A 14,646-nucleotide genomic window follows, 5' to 3' on the forward strand; every position below is an offset into this window, starting at 1 on the left:
CCCGCACCCACCCGGAAGGCCCGTATGACCACCGCCGCCGCGCCGGCCCCGAAGTACGCCGTCGGCTCTCTCGTCCATGCCCGGGGCCGTGAATGGGTGGTGCTGCCGGACTCCACCGAAGACCTCCTCGTGCTGCGCCCGCTGGGCGGCGCCGATGTCGACATCGCGGGGGTGCTGCCGGGCCTGGAGACCGTGGTGCCTGCCACGTTCGCCCCGCCCACGCCCGGTGACCTCGGCGACCAGCACACCGCCGGTCTGCTGCGCACCGCCCTGCGGATCGGGTTCCGCGCAGGGGCGGGCCCCTTCCGGTCGCTCGCCTCGATCGCCGTGGACCCACGCCCGTACCAGCTGGTGCCGCTGATGATGGCGCTGCGCCAGGACACGGTGCGGCTGCTGATCGCCGACGACGTGGGCATCGGCAAGACTGTCGAGGCCGGCCTCATCGCGGCAGAACTGCTTGCCCAGGGCGATGCCCGCGGTCTGGTCGTGCTGTGCTCCCCGGCGCTAGCCGAACAGTGGCGGGCCGAGCTGCGCGGCAAGTTCGGTATCGACGCGCGGCTGGTACTGCCCGCCACTATCGGCCGCCTTGAGCGCGAGACGCCGTACGGGCATTCTGTGTTCCGCTCCGACGGCGCCTACGTCGTCTCCACAGACTTCATCAAGTCGCCCCGCTACCGCGAGGACTTCCTGAACAACTGCCCCGACCTGGTGATCGTCGACGAGGCGCACACCTGTGTCGCGGACTCCACGGCGCAGGTCTCGGCGCGCACGTCGCAGCAGCGCTACGGACTGTTGCGCGCGCTCGCCGACGTCCCCGACCGCCACCTCCTCCTGGTCACCGCGACCCCGCACAGCGGCAAGGAGGAGCCCTTCCGAAGGCTGCTCGGGCTACTTGACGCCCGCCTCGCCACCGTGGGCTTCGAATCCCGCGCGGGCCGTGAGCTGCTAGCCCAGTTCTTCGTGCAGCGCCGCCGCGCCGACATCCGTGAGGACTTCCAGGACGGCGCACACTTCCCCTCCAGCCGGGACACCGCCGAGGTCTCCTACGCCCTGCACCGCGACTACCGCGCCCTGCTCGCCGAGGTCCTCGCATACGCCCGCGAGACGGTGCGCTCCGCCGACGGGGCGTTGCAGCAGCGGCAGCGCTGGTGGTCGACTCTGGCGCTGCTGCGCACCCTGTCCTCCTCGCCCGCCGCCGCCGTACGGTCGCTGAACACCAGGGCCGGTGTCCAGGAGGCGGACAGCCCTGACGAGGTGGACCGTACCGGGCAGGTGACCGTCTCGGACCCGGCGGACACCGACAGCGCTCAGTCCGCGGACGAGGTACCGGGCAGCCTGCTGCCCACCGCCACGTCCACGACCGAAGAGACCGGCCCCGACGATCTCGACGCCGAGGAGAAGGCCCGTCTCGTCGCCATGGCCGAGGCCGCGGGCAAACTCGCCGGTCCCACCCGCGACACCAAGCTGAAGAAGCTGGTGGCGACGGTGACCGATCTCCTCGATTCCGGGTACCGGCCGATCGTGTTCTGCCGTTACATCGCCACGTCCGACTACGTCGCCGACCACCTGAAGAAGGTGCTCAACAGGAGAGGCACCGAACACCCGGTAGCGGTGGCCTCCGTCACTGGCGAACTCTCGCCCGACATGCGCCTGAACCGCATCGCCGATCTCACCGGCGCGGACGAGCACGGAGAGCCCGCCCCCGAGCGACGGGTCCTGGTGGCCACCGACTGCCTGTCCGAAGGCGTCAACCTCCAGGAGTCTTTCGACGCCGTCATCCACTATGACCTGGCTTGGAACCCGACCCGCCACGAGCAGCGCGAGGGTCGCGTCGACCGCTTCGGGCAGCGTACCGACACAGTGAAGGCGCTGACCCTGTACGGGGCGGACAACCCGGTCGACGACATCGTCCTGAAGGTGCTGCTGCGCAAGCACGAGCGCATCCGCCGCGCCATCGGCATCTCCGTCCCCGTGCCGCAGCAGGCGGAGAGCGCCATGCAGGCGGTGTTCGAAGAGTTGATCCTGCGCAGCGACACCCCTTCCTTCGAGCAGGAGGGGCTGTTCGAGCGGGAACAGCTGCCCGCCGCTGAGCAGTTGGAGCTCGCCTGGGAGTCCTCCGCCGAGCGCGAGAAGGCGTCCCGGTCCCTCTACGCCCAGAACCGGATCAAGAAGGAGGACGTGGCCACCGAGGTCGCCGAGATCCGTGCCGCACTTGGCACCGGGGAGGAGGTCAGGGAGTTCACCCGCCGCGCGCTCGGCGCACTGCGTGGGGTGCCCGCAGACCGTAAGCAGGGCGGATTCACCGCCCACACCGACGCGCTTCCGCAGGGCCTGCGCGACGCCGTGACCGCGGCGCTCGGCCCCCGCCACCCGCGCCCGGTCGTCTTCCACGACGCGCCGAGCGCTCCGCGCGGCGAGGTGGCGCTGACCCGCACCGACCCGGTGGTGGCCGCGACTGCTCGCTTCGTCCTGGACACCGCCCTGGACGAGAAGTTCCCGGCCTGGCAGCGCCCGGCCCGCCGCTGCGGCGTGATCCGTACGAACGCCGTGGGACGGCCCACCACCATGCTCCTCGTACGCCACCGCTTCCAGCTCAGCCTGCCCACCCGCGACGGCGAAATTCGCCCCCAACTTGCCGAGGAGGCAAGGGTGGTGGCCTTCCAGGGCAGACCCGAAGCCCCGCAGTGGCTGCCGGACGAGGAGGCGCTGGCCCTCCTGGAGGCCCGCGCCACCGGAAACTCCGACCCGGGCTTCGCCACCGACCACATCGCGTCGATCCTCGCCGCCTTGGACACCGGCCTCATGGACGAACTGCGAGTGCGCTCCGAGGCGGCCGCGACGGAGCTGGAAGCCTCGCACCACCGGGTCCGCACCGCGGCCCGGGCCCGTCTCGCCGGCCTGAAGGCCGTCCCGCAGGGCGATCCGGACGTCCTCGGTGTCTTTCTCTACCGTCCGGCCGCCACGATCCAGCTGGGAGCCGACGCGTGAGCACCGCGAGAACCCTGGTCACCGACACCGTCGCCACCGTCGGCGGTCTGCTGCCCTACGACCTTCTCGTCCGTATCAAGGAAGGCAAGGAGCAGTCCGGCTCGAAGCCCGCCGACTACCGGCTGTTCGCCAAGGGCGAGTCCGTACGGGACGCCGCCGAGCGCTCCTGGGGCTATCTGTGCGGTGTCTGGGCCGCCTACCAGGACGCCCTCGCACGCGACGGGGCGGACGACGACGCCGGTGTGCACGCGGTGGGGCTCACCACCGAGCGCTGGTTGCTGCCCCTGTTCGAGCAGCTCGGCTTCGGCGCGCTGTCCGCCGTGCCGGAGCCCGGCCTGCCCGCCCACGACGACACGAAGGACTTCCCGGTCAGTCATGCGTGGGCGCACGTGCCCGTGCACCTCACCGGCTGGAACGTCCCGCTGGACGTCCGCACCCCGCACGTGGCGCCGCAGGCCCCGCAGTCCATGGTGCAGGAGTATCTCAACCGCTCCGGCGACAAGGCCCTGTGGGGTGTCCTGTCCAACGGCCGCCAGCTGCGGTTGCTGCGCGAGTCCGCGTCGCTGACCGGCGCCGCGTTCATCGAGTTCGACCTCCAGGCAATCTTCGAGGGCAAGCGGTCCGACGACTTCGTCCTCCTGTGGCGCCTGCTGCACCGCACCCGCTTCGAGGGTGACACCGCCGCCTCCTGCCCGCTGGAGAAGTGGCGCACCGAGGCCATCGACTCCGGCACCCGCGCTCTCAAGGAGCTCCGCAAGGGTGTCGAGAAAGCCCTCACGGTGATCGGCGGCGGACTCATCGCACACCCCGACAACGCGAAGCTGCGCGAGGCCCTGCACTCCCGCAGGCTCACCGTCCGTGACCTGCACCCCGCCCTGCTGCGGCTCGTCTACAGGCTGCTGTTCCTCTTCGTCACCGAGGACCGCGGCCTGCTCCTGCACCCGGAGGCCGACAAGACCGTACGCGACCGCTACGAGAAGTACTTCTCCACCGGCCGCCTGCGCCGCCTCGCCCGCCGCTCCGGCAGCCCGCACGGCGACCAGTGGGAGGCCCTCACCCTCGTCATCAAGGGCCTCGGCAAGCCCGGCGGGCGCCCCGAACTGGGCCTGCCCGCTCTCGGCGGCCTCTTCGAACCCACTACTGTGGACGAGCGGCTGGACGGTCTCGCCCTCACCAACGAGTCCCTGTACGAGGCGGTGCGAGCCCTCGCCGTCATCTTCGACGCCAAGCTCGGCCGACCCCGCAAGGTCGACTACCGGCACCTTGGCGCGGACGAACTCGGCTCGGTCTACGAGTCGCTCCTCGAACTCGAACCCCGCCAGGAAGAGGACGGCTCGTACGTTCTGGCGAAGCTGGACGGCAACGATCGCAAGACCTCAGGCTCGTACTACACACCCTCGCCGCTGATCGACTGCCTCCTGGACTCCACCCTCGACCCGGTCATCGAGCGGGCCGTACGCTCTGGCACGACGAAGCAGGAACGGAAGGCGGCGCTGCTCGCCCTGACCGTGTGCGACCCGGCCTGCGGCAGTGGCCACTTCCTGGTCGCGGCGGCCCGCCGCATGGCCCGCCGGCTCGCCGAGATCGAGACCGACGACCCGGAGCCGACCGCCGAGGCCGTACGGGATGCCCTGCGCGAGGTCATCAGCCGCTGCGTGTACGGCGTCGACCTCAACCCGATGGCCGTGGAGCTGGCCAAGGTCTCCCTATGGATCGAGGCCATGAAACCTGGCCGCCCGCTCACCTTCCTCGACGCGCACATCAAGCACGGCAACGGCCTGCTCGGCACGACACCGAAACTCCTCGCGGGCGGTCTGTCCGACGAGGCGTTCAAGGTCCTGGAGGGCGATGAGTCCAAAGCCGTCAGGAACCTGAAGTCTCGCAACGCGAGCGAGCGCGAGCGGTGGCTGGCAGCGGTCCGTAAGGGCGTGGACCAGGGTGCCCTGTTCTCCAGGGAGTACGCCATCGCCGTGTCCAACGCACCTTTCACCAAGGCCACTTCCGCGATCACGGATGCCCGGTCGACGGAACTGGAGGACGTTCAGGAACAGATCCGCGCTTACCACGAACTGACGACGTCCAAGGACTACATCAGGGCCCGCAGGCTCGCCGACGCCTGGTGTGCGGCGTTCGTGTGGAGGAAGGTCGAGGCGGCCTCACCGCCCGCCCTCACGACCGACTCCCTCCTCGCTCTCCACTCGGCCGATGGCGACACGGAAATCGAGATCGACGCCAACGCGCACCTGCCCGGCGGCACCGCGCGCACCGTGCGAGAGCTGCGCGAGGAGTACCGCTTCTTCCACTGGCATCTGGAGTTCCCGGAGGTGTTCCGGGTGCCGGCCGATCCGGCGGCGCCGGGCGTGGACGAGCGGACCGGTTGGAAGGGCGGGTTCAGCTGTGTGCTGGGGAACCCACCGTGGGAGCGGGTCAAGCTCCAGGAGCAGGAGTTCTTCGCCACCCGTGACGCCTCGGTCGCGAAAGCCGCGAACAAGGCCGCCCGCGAGCGCCGGATCGCAGCGCTGGCCACCAGCGATGAGGAGGCCGACCGGGCCCTGCACGCCGAGTTCATCGCGGCGCGGCGCCTCTCCGAGGGCGTCAGCCACCTGCTGCGTGGGTCGGGACGCTTCCCGCTCGCCGGACGCGGCGACGTCAACACGTACGCGGTCTTCGCCGAGGCCGCCTCACTCGGCATCGCACCCACTGGGCGCTTCGGCCTCGTCCTGCCGACCGGTATCGCTACCGACGCGACGACCGCGCCGTTCTTCTCCGACCTGGTGCGCACCTCACGGCTTGCCTCCTTCCTGGACTTCGAGAACGAGGCGTTCATCCTCAGCCGGGACGTGCACCACTCGGTCCGCTTCTCCCTGCTGACCGTCACCGGCCGGGGTGAGCGGGTGGATTCCGCGTCCTTCGCCTTCGGCACCCGGTACATGGCGGACCTCGACGAGCGGCGCTTCGCGATGCCGCCCGAGGAGATTCTCTTGGTCAACCCCAACACTGGCACGCTGCCGGTCTTCCGCACCCGCAGGGACGCGGAGATCACGCTGGGGATCTACCGGCGGGTCCCGGTCCTCCGGCGGGAACCGGACGCGGACGGCAAGGGCGGCACGGACCCGTGGGGCCTGACCTTCATGACCATGTTCCACATGTCCAATGACTCGCATTTGTTCCGGGGCAAGGCGGAGCTGGAGGGCGAGGGCTGGAAGCTGAAGGGCAACATCTTCACGCACCCGTCCGACGGGCGCCGCTATCTGCCGCTGTACGAGGCGAAGATGCTCCACCACTTCGACCACCGGCTGGGCACGTACGAGGGGCAGACCCAGGCGCAGGCGAATGTGGGAACGCTGCCGCGGGTGACGCCGGAACAGCATGATGATCCGGAGTTCGCGCCGATGCCCCGGTATTGGGTGCCGGAGTTCGACGTGGACTCGGGGAAGCGGGACAACAAGGGCAACCGGATCATGTGGCCGGGGGTGGCCTCGCGGCTCGCGGAGCGGGAGTGGGAGAACGGGTGGTTGATGGGGTGGCGGGATGTTGCCCGCTCCACAGACACCAGGACGGTGATCAGCACGTCTCTTCCCGCATACGGCGTGGGTCACAAGTTTCCGCTGATGTTCGTCGGGGTCGGGGCGGCGGCCTTGAGCGGCATTCTGGCGTCGTACGTCTTCGACTACGTGGCACGGCAGAAGGTTGCCGGAACATCAATGACCTACGGCTACGTGATGCAGTTCCCTGTTCTGGCGCGGGAGGCTGCCTTGCCGTTTACCACAGCGGAGGAGGGGAGCTTCGCGGACTGGATCACCCCTCGTGTGCTGGAGCTGTCATACACGTCCAGGGACATGGCGCCCTTCGCCAGGAGTCACGGGGATGAAGGAGCCCCGTTCCGCTGGAAAGCGGACCGCCGTGAACTGCTGCGTGCCGAGCTGGACGCCGCCCTATTCCACGCGTACGGGCTCAACCGCGATGACGTGGACTACGTGATGGAGACGTTTCCCACGGTCAAGAAGAGGGAGGAGGCCCTAGGCGGCACCTACCGCACCAAGGACCTCATCCTTGACCTCTACGACCGCATGGCGGAAGCCCGCGAAACCGGTCGCGCGTACCGGACCGTTCTGGACCCGCCGCCGGGCAAGGGTCCCCGCCACGAGGGCTGAACCAGGAAGTTGCTGACGGAGTCGGTCAGTTGAAGCGGCTCTGTCCGGCCTCGGCGTGCTCGCCGTACGCCACGCCGCCGAGGACCTGCTGGCGACGCACCTGTCGCCGGGCGGGACTCCCGAGAAGGCGACCTGATCACCACGGCCACCGTGTTCATCGCCGAACCGACAGCGAACGCGGCCCTGCACGGTCGGGTACGCGGCCAGCAAACCCGCCTCGCCGTCCGCCTGGACGCAGGCGGACGGCGGGCCGAGGTCACCGACGCCCGCGGCGACAGCTGCCCGAAGCCACAACACGGCAGCAACGAGAGCGAGTCGGGGCGCGGCCTGCTCCTCGCCGACGACTGGGGCGTACGCCCGCACCACCCCGGCGGCAAGACGGTGTGGGCCGTGTGCCGCCGGTGAGCCGGTGGTCGCGGACCGTTCAGGCACGGGCGAGCTCGCTCAGCGAGTCGCGCAGGGCCGCGCCACCGTCCGGTGCGGCCACCAGTACCTTCCGCAGGCTGTCTCTCGTCAAGTACCGGTAGCTCTGCGGTGGATGGAACGGCCCGGCAGCTCGCAGGGACGCCAGTGGCACCGGAGCATCGAAGGCCACGGGTGCTTCCAGCGAGAGCCCACTCGCCTGGATCGCCCCGCTCATGTACTCGTCATACTCGCGTCGACTGATTCCGGCCTTCGTCCGACTGGCGGTCCAGACCTCGCGGGGAGAGGCCACCCGGACCGAGGCGATGCGCGCGAGGCCCACGATGGCCATGGTGGGGGCGGTCGCGTAGAGCAGGACGGGAGTTCCGGGCGGGGCGGCGACGCGCTGGCGGCGGACCTCCACCGTCTTTGTCCCGGCCAGGATCGCCGTGGCGAACCGGGGGTGGACGGACAGCAGCATCGTGCGCTCCGGATCGTTCACGGTGTTCGGTGCCCCTCTTCATAAACAGCCTGGAACAGCGCGTTGCTGATCTTCGACAGTGACGTCAGCGGCAACGGTAGCCGCAGCTTCCCGGCCAATGTGGTCAACCGGATATGCGTCACATGTGCGGGGAAGAGCTCCGTGTCGGAGAACCTCAGGGCCATGGCCTTTCCCGAGCCGTCGGCTGTCGCGCGCACGTCGGCACGACCATATACGCCCAGGTGTTCGAATTTTGAGAAGAGGGTGTCGGGCTCGTCGATGATCACCTCGTCCAGGCGCGAGCAGCCGATCACCATCTTCCCCTGCTGCCTGGAGCCGCTCCCGCTGACGTACCAGAGGATCCGGGCGGGGACTGACTCCCCTCGGCCCCCTGGTGACCGGTAGTAGACGTGCTCGCGGCTGATGCCGAGCACGTCAGCCCGGGGGACGAGCATGGCCGGAACGTCGAACAGCTCCGTCGACCAACGCGGTCTGATGGGGGCGATGAAGGACGGCAGTGCCGAATCGATGAGCTTCACCGGCCACCACACCCGCTCGGCCACGCTCGCGATTTCCGGCGGCACCCGAGGATCCAGGGCCGGCATCACGCGCCCCAGGCGGTTTCCGATCTCGGCGGCCACCGCAGAGACGGCGGCGGCGGGGCCGCACACATCGACGAGGACCGCGGTGAAGCCGCTCTCGTCGGCGATGAAGCCGTCGCTGCCGGCCGCCGCCTTGGCGGCCGCGGACATGTACGGATCCGCGATGCGGACCGCCTGTGCGCCTCTCTCCCGGGCGAGCTTCTTCAGCATGAAGAGCAATTGCCTCGCGAGTGTCTCCTCCAGGGGGTGCGAGGCCGTACGCAGGAAGGCGACGTTGAGTGTGCGGCCGTCCATCGCCCAGACGTTCAGAGCCACGGGGTGTCCCGCTCCGTCCCGCAGCAGTTCCCTGTGCCACAGCACACCGTCCCTGGCGAGGGATCTCAATCGCTCCGCGAAGGCGGAACCCCTGTCGCCGTCGGCTTGGTCGAAGAAGGCGACCAGCTCGCCTTCGGTGCCGGGTGTGACCGCCTCGGCGGAGAAGGCGGTACCCATGAGATCGGCCGGCCGGTACACCTGGGCCTGGTGCAGTTCATCGACATGCAGGGTGACCACTGCGGGGGAGACGACCTTGACGCGCGCTACGCCCCAGGCGACATCAGCCAGGGCGGCGAGTTCGGGATCGCGGGTCGCCAGTACCTGAAGGCCGGCGCAGGACGTCTCGGCCACATACTGCAGGCGAGCGCGCTGCCCGGAGGTGAGTGGTGCGTCGGGCGACTCTTTCCGTATGGCCGCGACCAACTCCGTCAGGCGGACCGAGACTGCGGCGGTGTCGGGGGACAGCGACCGCAGTCCGGCCAAGCCGGTGCGCTGATGCTGCCGCTCTTCGGCCTTCTCCACGTCGCGTACGGCGTGCAGCAGCTGCGGTGTGTAAGCGAGTTCGATCAGGTCGGCGAGCCACCCCGCTTCGAGGGCCCGCGACTCCTTGACCGCTTGTTCCGACCCCGTGCCGCGGAGCCCGGCGAAGACGCTGTGGTCGACGGTCACCACGAGCAGAGCCTCGCTCCGAGCCTCGGTGAACAGATCCTCATGGCCGAGGTCGAGCCACCAGGTGTCCAGGATCTCCCTGTCCTTGCCCCGGCCCACGCTCTCGCCCTTGGGGACGAAGCCGAGGCCCGCCCACATGCCGCTGAGGCCGTAGTCGCGACGGCACTTGGCCCGGATTCCGAGCCGGTGCGCGTGTCGCTCCCGAATGGCCTCGATCAGGCGGCGTGCGATTCCCTTCTTCCGGTGCTCCTGGGCCACACACAAGTGGGCAAGGCGCACGTGGAGATTCCGTTTCGGGAGCCCGAAGAGCGCGTAGCCGACGACTTCCCCGTCTTCCACGGCCGCGAGCAGGCCGCCGTCCTCTGCGTGCTTGTGGTACGCGGGCGGCGTGAGCAGGCCCAGATACCTCGTGTACCTGTCGCCTAGGGCGATGACCGGGGCCATCAGCTCCGACCCCTCCCCGGACACCGGCAGCACTTCGATCGCCATGTTCCCCCTCCGTGGCCACTTGTCCGGCCGGACAACGTCCCGAGTGAATCTTGCCAAGCGAAGCCAGCTACAGACCATGGATTGATCAAATGAGGCCGCATCCAACATGCGGCATTGTAAACTCAGTCAATGCTTGATGTTGAAGCGGGGCTTGGCGGAGGAAGGCGAGGCGCGTATGCCGCAGATCGCGATCACCAACACCTTCTGGGAAGGAGTGGACCGGCTCGACAAGCCGTCTCGCGCCCGGGTCCACAAGGCGATGGGGAAGTTTCAGCAGCTGACGGTGCACCAGTTGCACGCGGACAAGGGCTTGCACCTGGAGTCCGTGGTCGGCTCCCGTGATCCGCGTATGCGCACCATTCGGGTCGACGGCGGGCAGCGCATCGTGCTGCTCGCGCCCGACGACGGCAGTGACGTGTTCGTCTTCGTCCATGTCGTCTCGCACGACAAGGCGTACTCCTGGGCCAAGCGGCGGCTGTACTCGGTCAACGCGGTCACACGCTGTCTTGAAGTGCGTGATCTGACCGCCATGGAGCAGATCACCCCGCTCTTCGCCCAAGAGGCCGAGGCTGCGTCGGAGCTCCTGTTCGCCCGGTGGTCGGACACCGTGCTGCGCCACCTTGGCGTCGACGACGTCACGCTGCGCGCCGCCCGCGTCATCACCGGCAAGGCGCAGTTGGAGGCATTCGGGTCGCTGATGCCGGAGGACCAGTTCGAGGCGCTGTGGCTGCTCGCGGAAGAGTTCGGGCCCGAGGACATCTACCGTGACCTCGTCGCGGCGCGGCAGGCGGCCGCCGTCGAGGAGGTCGAGGGCAAGCAGGGCAAGCAGGGCAAGCAGGGCAAGCTGGCCGCCGCCGTCAGCCGTACGCGCAGTCGGATCGCCCTGGTCACCGGGCCCGAAAAGCTCACCGACATCCTCGCCAAGCCCTTCGACGCATGGCGGATCTTCCTGCATCCCACTCAGCGGAGGGTCGCCTATCGTCCCGCGTACACGGGCCCCGCCCAGATGACCGGCGGCCCCGGTACCGGCAAGACCGTGGTCGCCCTGCACCGCGTCAAGCACATGCTCGGGCGCTCACCCGCCACCCGCGTCTTGCTCACCACGTACACCGGCGCGCTCGCCCGCTCGCTGCGCTCCGGGCTCGCCCTGCTCCTCGACCACGACCAGGCGCTCCTCGACAGGGTCACCGTCACCACGGTCGACTCCATCGCCCACCGCATCGTGCGCGAGCTGCACGGGAACCCGGGGGATGTCCTCGGCGACAAGGACGAGCGGCAGCGCTGGAAGCGTCTGGCACGCCGACTCGAACTGCCGTGGACCGACGCCTTCCTGGCCCAGGAGTACCGGCACGTGCTGCTCGCCCAGGACCTGTGCACCCGCGAGGAGTACGAGAAGTGCCTGCGGCGCGGGCGCGGCAGCAAGCTGGCGGCCGGGCAGCGTCCGCGGCTGTGGCAGGCGATGGCCCGATTCGAGGAGGAACTCACCCGTGACCGCGCCTGCACCTGGCTGCAGCTGTGCGCCAGAGCCGCCCGGCTGCTGGAGGACAAGCCGGGCGACGCCCTCCGTTTCGACCATGTGGTGGTGGACGAGGCGCAGGACCTGCATCCCGCCCAATGGCGGCTGCTGCGGGCACTGGTTCCCGAAGGGCCCGACGACCTGTTCCTCACCGGCGACCCGCACCAGCGGATCTACGACTCCCGGGTCTCGCTGCGCTCCCTGGGCATCTCCGTCGCGGGACGGGGCGCGCGACTGCGTCTCAACTACCGCTCCACGGAGGAGATCCTGCGCTGGTCGCGTTCGCTGCTCGACGGCGAGCCGGTGGCGGACCTGACCGGTGACGCCCCGGACTCGCTCTCCGGGTACCGGTCCCTGCTGCACGGGGAGCGGCCTGTGTGCGAGGGACACGGCACGGAAGCGGCCGAGGCAGACGCCGTCGTGCTCACGGTGAGCGCGTGGGTGGCGACCGGCGTCGCGCCGTCCGAGATCGCGGTCTGCGCCCGGTTCAACACACAAGCCGCGATGATCAGCGACCGCCTCGCCCGGGCCGGGCTGCCCGTGGTGCGGGTCAAGGACGGGCAGTCCGACGATGCGGCCGGGGTGCGGGTGTCGAGCCTGCACAGCCTGAAGGGTCTTGAGTTCCGCTGCGTGGCCGTGGCAGGGGTGACCGCGTCGGCGTTCCCGTTCGCGGCGGCGGTGACACCCGCCGACGTCGACCTGTTGCAGAACGCGACCGATCTCGCGGCCGAACGGTGCCTGCTGTTCGTCGCGAGCACCCGGGCGAGAGAGGCGCTGTACATGTCGTACAGCGGGCGGCCGAGTAACTTCCTCGACGGCGTGAGGCGGCAGGAAGAGTGACGTTCTGTTGCCCTGTGAACTCTGTCAATGCTTGCAGTGAGCGTAGTAGTCTGCGGGACGCGCGGGAGGGAAAAAGTGGCTTGATCACGCGCCTTTAGGCGGGGGAGCATCCGCATTCATTGAGAAACATCCAGGGAGTTCAGATGTCCACGCCGCGTGCCGTACCCGTGTCCCTAGCGGAAATCGCTCGTCTCGCGGGCGTCGGGCGGGCCGCCGTCAGCAACTGGCGGCGGCGTCATCCGTCGTTCCCCGTCCGGATCGCTGGCACGGACGTCAATCCCCAGTTCTCCCTTACCGACATCGAGAACTGGCTGCGCGAGAACAAGAAGCTCAAGAAGTCCGCCGAGCGCGAATGGCTCTGGCCCCGCTTCGAAGCGCTCGGCGGACGGGACGAGACGGGGGCGGCGATCGCCGAGGTGGGCAGACGGCTCGCCGGGCGAGACGGGGCAGGGCAGTCCGCGTGCCCGAAAGAGACGGCGGCCCTGATCGAACGGGCCGTGGACCTCGGGCGGCGTGAAGGAGGCCCGGAGACCTTCGCCTTCCTGCTGCGCCGCTGGCTCGACGTCCACGTACGCCAGATCGCCACGACCCCTGAGCCGCTTGCCGCGCTCATGGCGGACATCGCCACCCACGTGGCGGCCGTCGACGGCCGCCTGACGGCGATGGACCCCGCCTGCGGCACCGGCCACCTCCTGATGGCCGTGACCAAGACGGCCACGAGGGCGGTCGGAGGAGCGCTCACTCTGCTCGGTGGCGACCGTGACCCCGTACTCGCAGCACTCGCCGAAGCCCGCCTGACCCTCGCCGGGGAGGTGCCGCAGAGGGAGCCCGCACGTATCGACGTACGCGGCGGGGACTCGCTGCGAGACGACCCGTTCGCCGACGCGCCCGCCGACATCGTGCTGTGCAACCCGCCGTTCAACGAACGGGACTGGGGGTACGAGGAGCTGGCCACGGACGCCCGCTGGAGCCACGGGTTGCCGCCGCGTACTGAGCCCGAACTCGCCTGGGTCCAGCACTGTCTGGCGGGACTGCGGGCGGGAGGCGCGGCCGTGCTGCTGCTGCCCCCCGCTGTGGCGGCGCGCAAGGCCGGCCGGCGCATCCGTGGGTCCCTGCTGCGCACCGGCCAGCTGAAGGCCGTCGTTGCGCTGCCGCCGGGGTGCGCCGCGCCGCACAGCGTCGCCCTGCACCTGTGGGTGCTACGGGCGCCCGTGGCAGGTGAGGAGCCACCTGTGGGCGGTCACCTGATGGTGGCCGACGGAGTGTCCCGCTTCCCCCGGGCCCCGGGCCGTGAATGGGCCCCCGACTGGGCAGCGATCGGTGACTTCCTGCGCGAGGCCGTGGGGGGGACGGACCCGGCGGAGGGGTCTGCCTATGTGCGGCGCGTACCCGTCATCGAGCTGCTCGACGACGAGGTCGACCTCACTCCGGGACGCCACATCACCCCGTCCCCGACGGACAGTGCGCCCCGACTGGCGGCTTCTTGGCGGGAGTTCGAGGACCTCACCGCCAAGGTGACCAAGTCCGCGCGGCTGCTCGCGGCGCTCGAACTCGCCTCTGCCGCGCAGGACAGACCCACGGCCACCACCGTCGCCGAACTGGCGCGGGCGGGGGCCCTCACCCTGCGCGGCGGCCAGCAGCCAGCAGAGACGGCGGTCCGCACCGGGACGCCGTCCGCCGAGGACATTCCGCTCCTGACGGTTCCCGACCTCCTGTCGGGAGGCGCACCCAGGGGACACCTCGCCGGCGACGACCCGGCACTGCGTGAAGCCGTGATCGCCGAACCCGGAGACATCGTCGTGGTGGGAGTGGCGCGGGCCTTCTCCGCCTGGGTCCACGAAGGAGCACCCACCGCGCTGGGCGCTCAACTGCACGCTGTGCGGGTGCAGCCCGAGCAGCTGGACGCCTGGTTCCTCGCCGGTTCGCTGCGCGCCCCGGCCAACGTCCGCCAGGCCGGGACCCATGCGACGAGCTCTTCCCGCATCGATGTCCGCCGCCTCCAGGTCCGCCAGGTGCCGCTGCGCGAACAGCAGCGCTACGGCGAGGCGTTCCGTGAGCTCGCCGCCTTCGAACAGCTGGCGCGACGCACCGCCGAGCTCGGTGCGGACCTCGTCCACGATCTCGGTGACGAACTGGCGGCCGGGCGGCTCGCGGGCGGGTCGTAGCGCGTTCGACGGTGTGAGGAGGCGG

7 protein-coding genes are annotated in these 14,646 nt (G+C 69.8%); 5 read left to right on the forward strand and 2 right to left on the reverse strand.

The annotated features are described in order from the left end of the window. Nucleotides 1-24 precede the first annotated feature (24 nt). The 3 genes from ACZ6EJ_RS14525 to ACZ6EJ_RS14535 all read left to right on the forward strand — a co-directional run bounded on the left by ACZ6EJ_RS14525 (nucleotide 25) and on the right by ACZ6EJ_RS14535 (nucleotide 7,547). On the forward strand, nucleotides 25-2,988 hold the full coding sequence (locus tag ACZ6EJ_RS14525; protein ID WP_469267271.1) for a helicase-related protein: 2,964 nt from the start codon (nucleotides 25-27) through the stop codon (nucleotides 2,986-2,988). Further along, complete coding sequence (locus tag ACZ6EJ_RS14530; protein ID WP_469267273.1) at nucleotides 2,985-7,142, forward strand: Eco57I restriction-modification methylase domain-containing protein; 4,158 nt, start codon at nucleotides 2,985-2,987, stop codon at nucleotides 7,140-7,142. Before ACZ6EJ_RS14525 ends, ACZ6EJ_RS14530 begins: the two co-directional genes overlap by 4 nt. Nucleotides 7,143-7,292: 150 nt before the next feature. Continuing rightward, nucleotides 7,293-7,547, forward strand: a complete 255-nt coding sequence (locus tag ACZ6EJ_RS14535; protein WP_469267274.1) for an ATP-binding protein — start codon at nucleotides 7,293-7,295, stop codon at nucleotides 7,545-7,547. Between the two features lie 19 nt (nucleotides 7,548-7,566). Here the strand turns inward: ACZ6EJ_RS14535 and ACZ6EJ_RS14540 are convergent, their stop codons facing one another. After that, nucleotides 7,567-8,046, reverse strand: coding sequence for an ASCH domain-containing protein (locus ACZ6EJ_RS14540; RefSeq protein ID WP_469267276.1), 480 nt, complete (start codon nucleotides 8,044-8,046; stop codon nucleotides 7,567-7,569). Next, nucleotides 8,043-10,100, reverse strand: coding sequence for a GNAT family N-acetyltransferase (locus ACZ6EJ_RS14545; RefSeq protein ID WP_469267277.1), 2,058 nt, complete (start codon nucleotides 10,098-10,100; stop codon nucleotides 8,043-8,045). Before ACZ6EJ_RS14545 ends, ACZ6EJ_RS14540 begins: the two co-directional genes overlap by 4 nt. Nucleotides 10,101-10,275: 175 nt before the next feature. On the opposite strand from ACZ6EJ_RS14545, the gene ACZ6EJ_RS14550 reads away from it, so the two are divergent. After that, the gene (locus ACZ6EJ_RS14550) at nucleotides 10,276-12,456 is read left to right on the forward strand and encodes a UvrD-helicase domain-containing protein (RefSeq protein ID WP_469267279.1); all 2,181 of its coding nucleotides are present in this window, start codon (nucleotides 10,276-10,278) and stop codon (nucleotides 12,454-12,456) included. Between the two features lie 143 nt (nucleotides 12,457-12,599). Further along, nucleotides 12,600-14,621, forward strand: coding sequence for an HsdM family class I SAM-dependent methyltransferase (locus ACZ6EJ_RS14555; RefSeq protein ID WP_469267280.1), 2,022 nt, complete (start codon nucleotides 12,600-12,602; stop codon nucleotides 14,619-14,621). The last annotated feature ends 25 nt before the right edge of the window (nucleotides 14,622-14,646 follow it).

The organism is Streptomyces sp. NPDC041970, assembly GCF_055588985.1.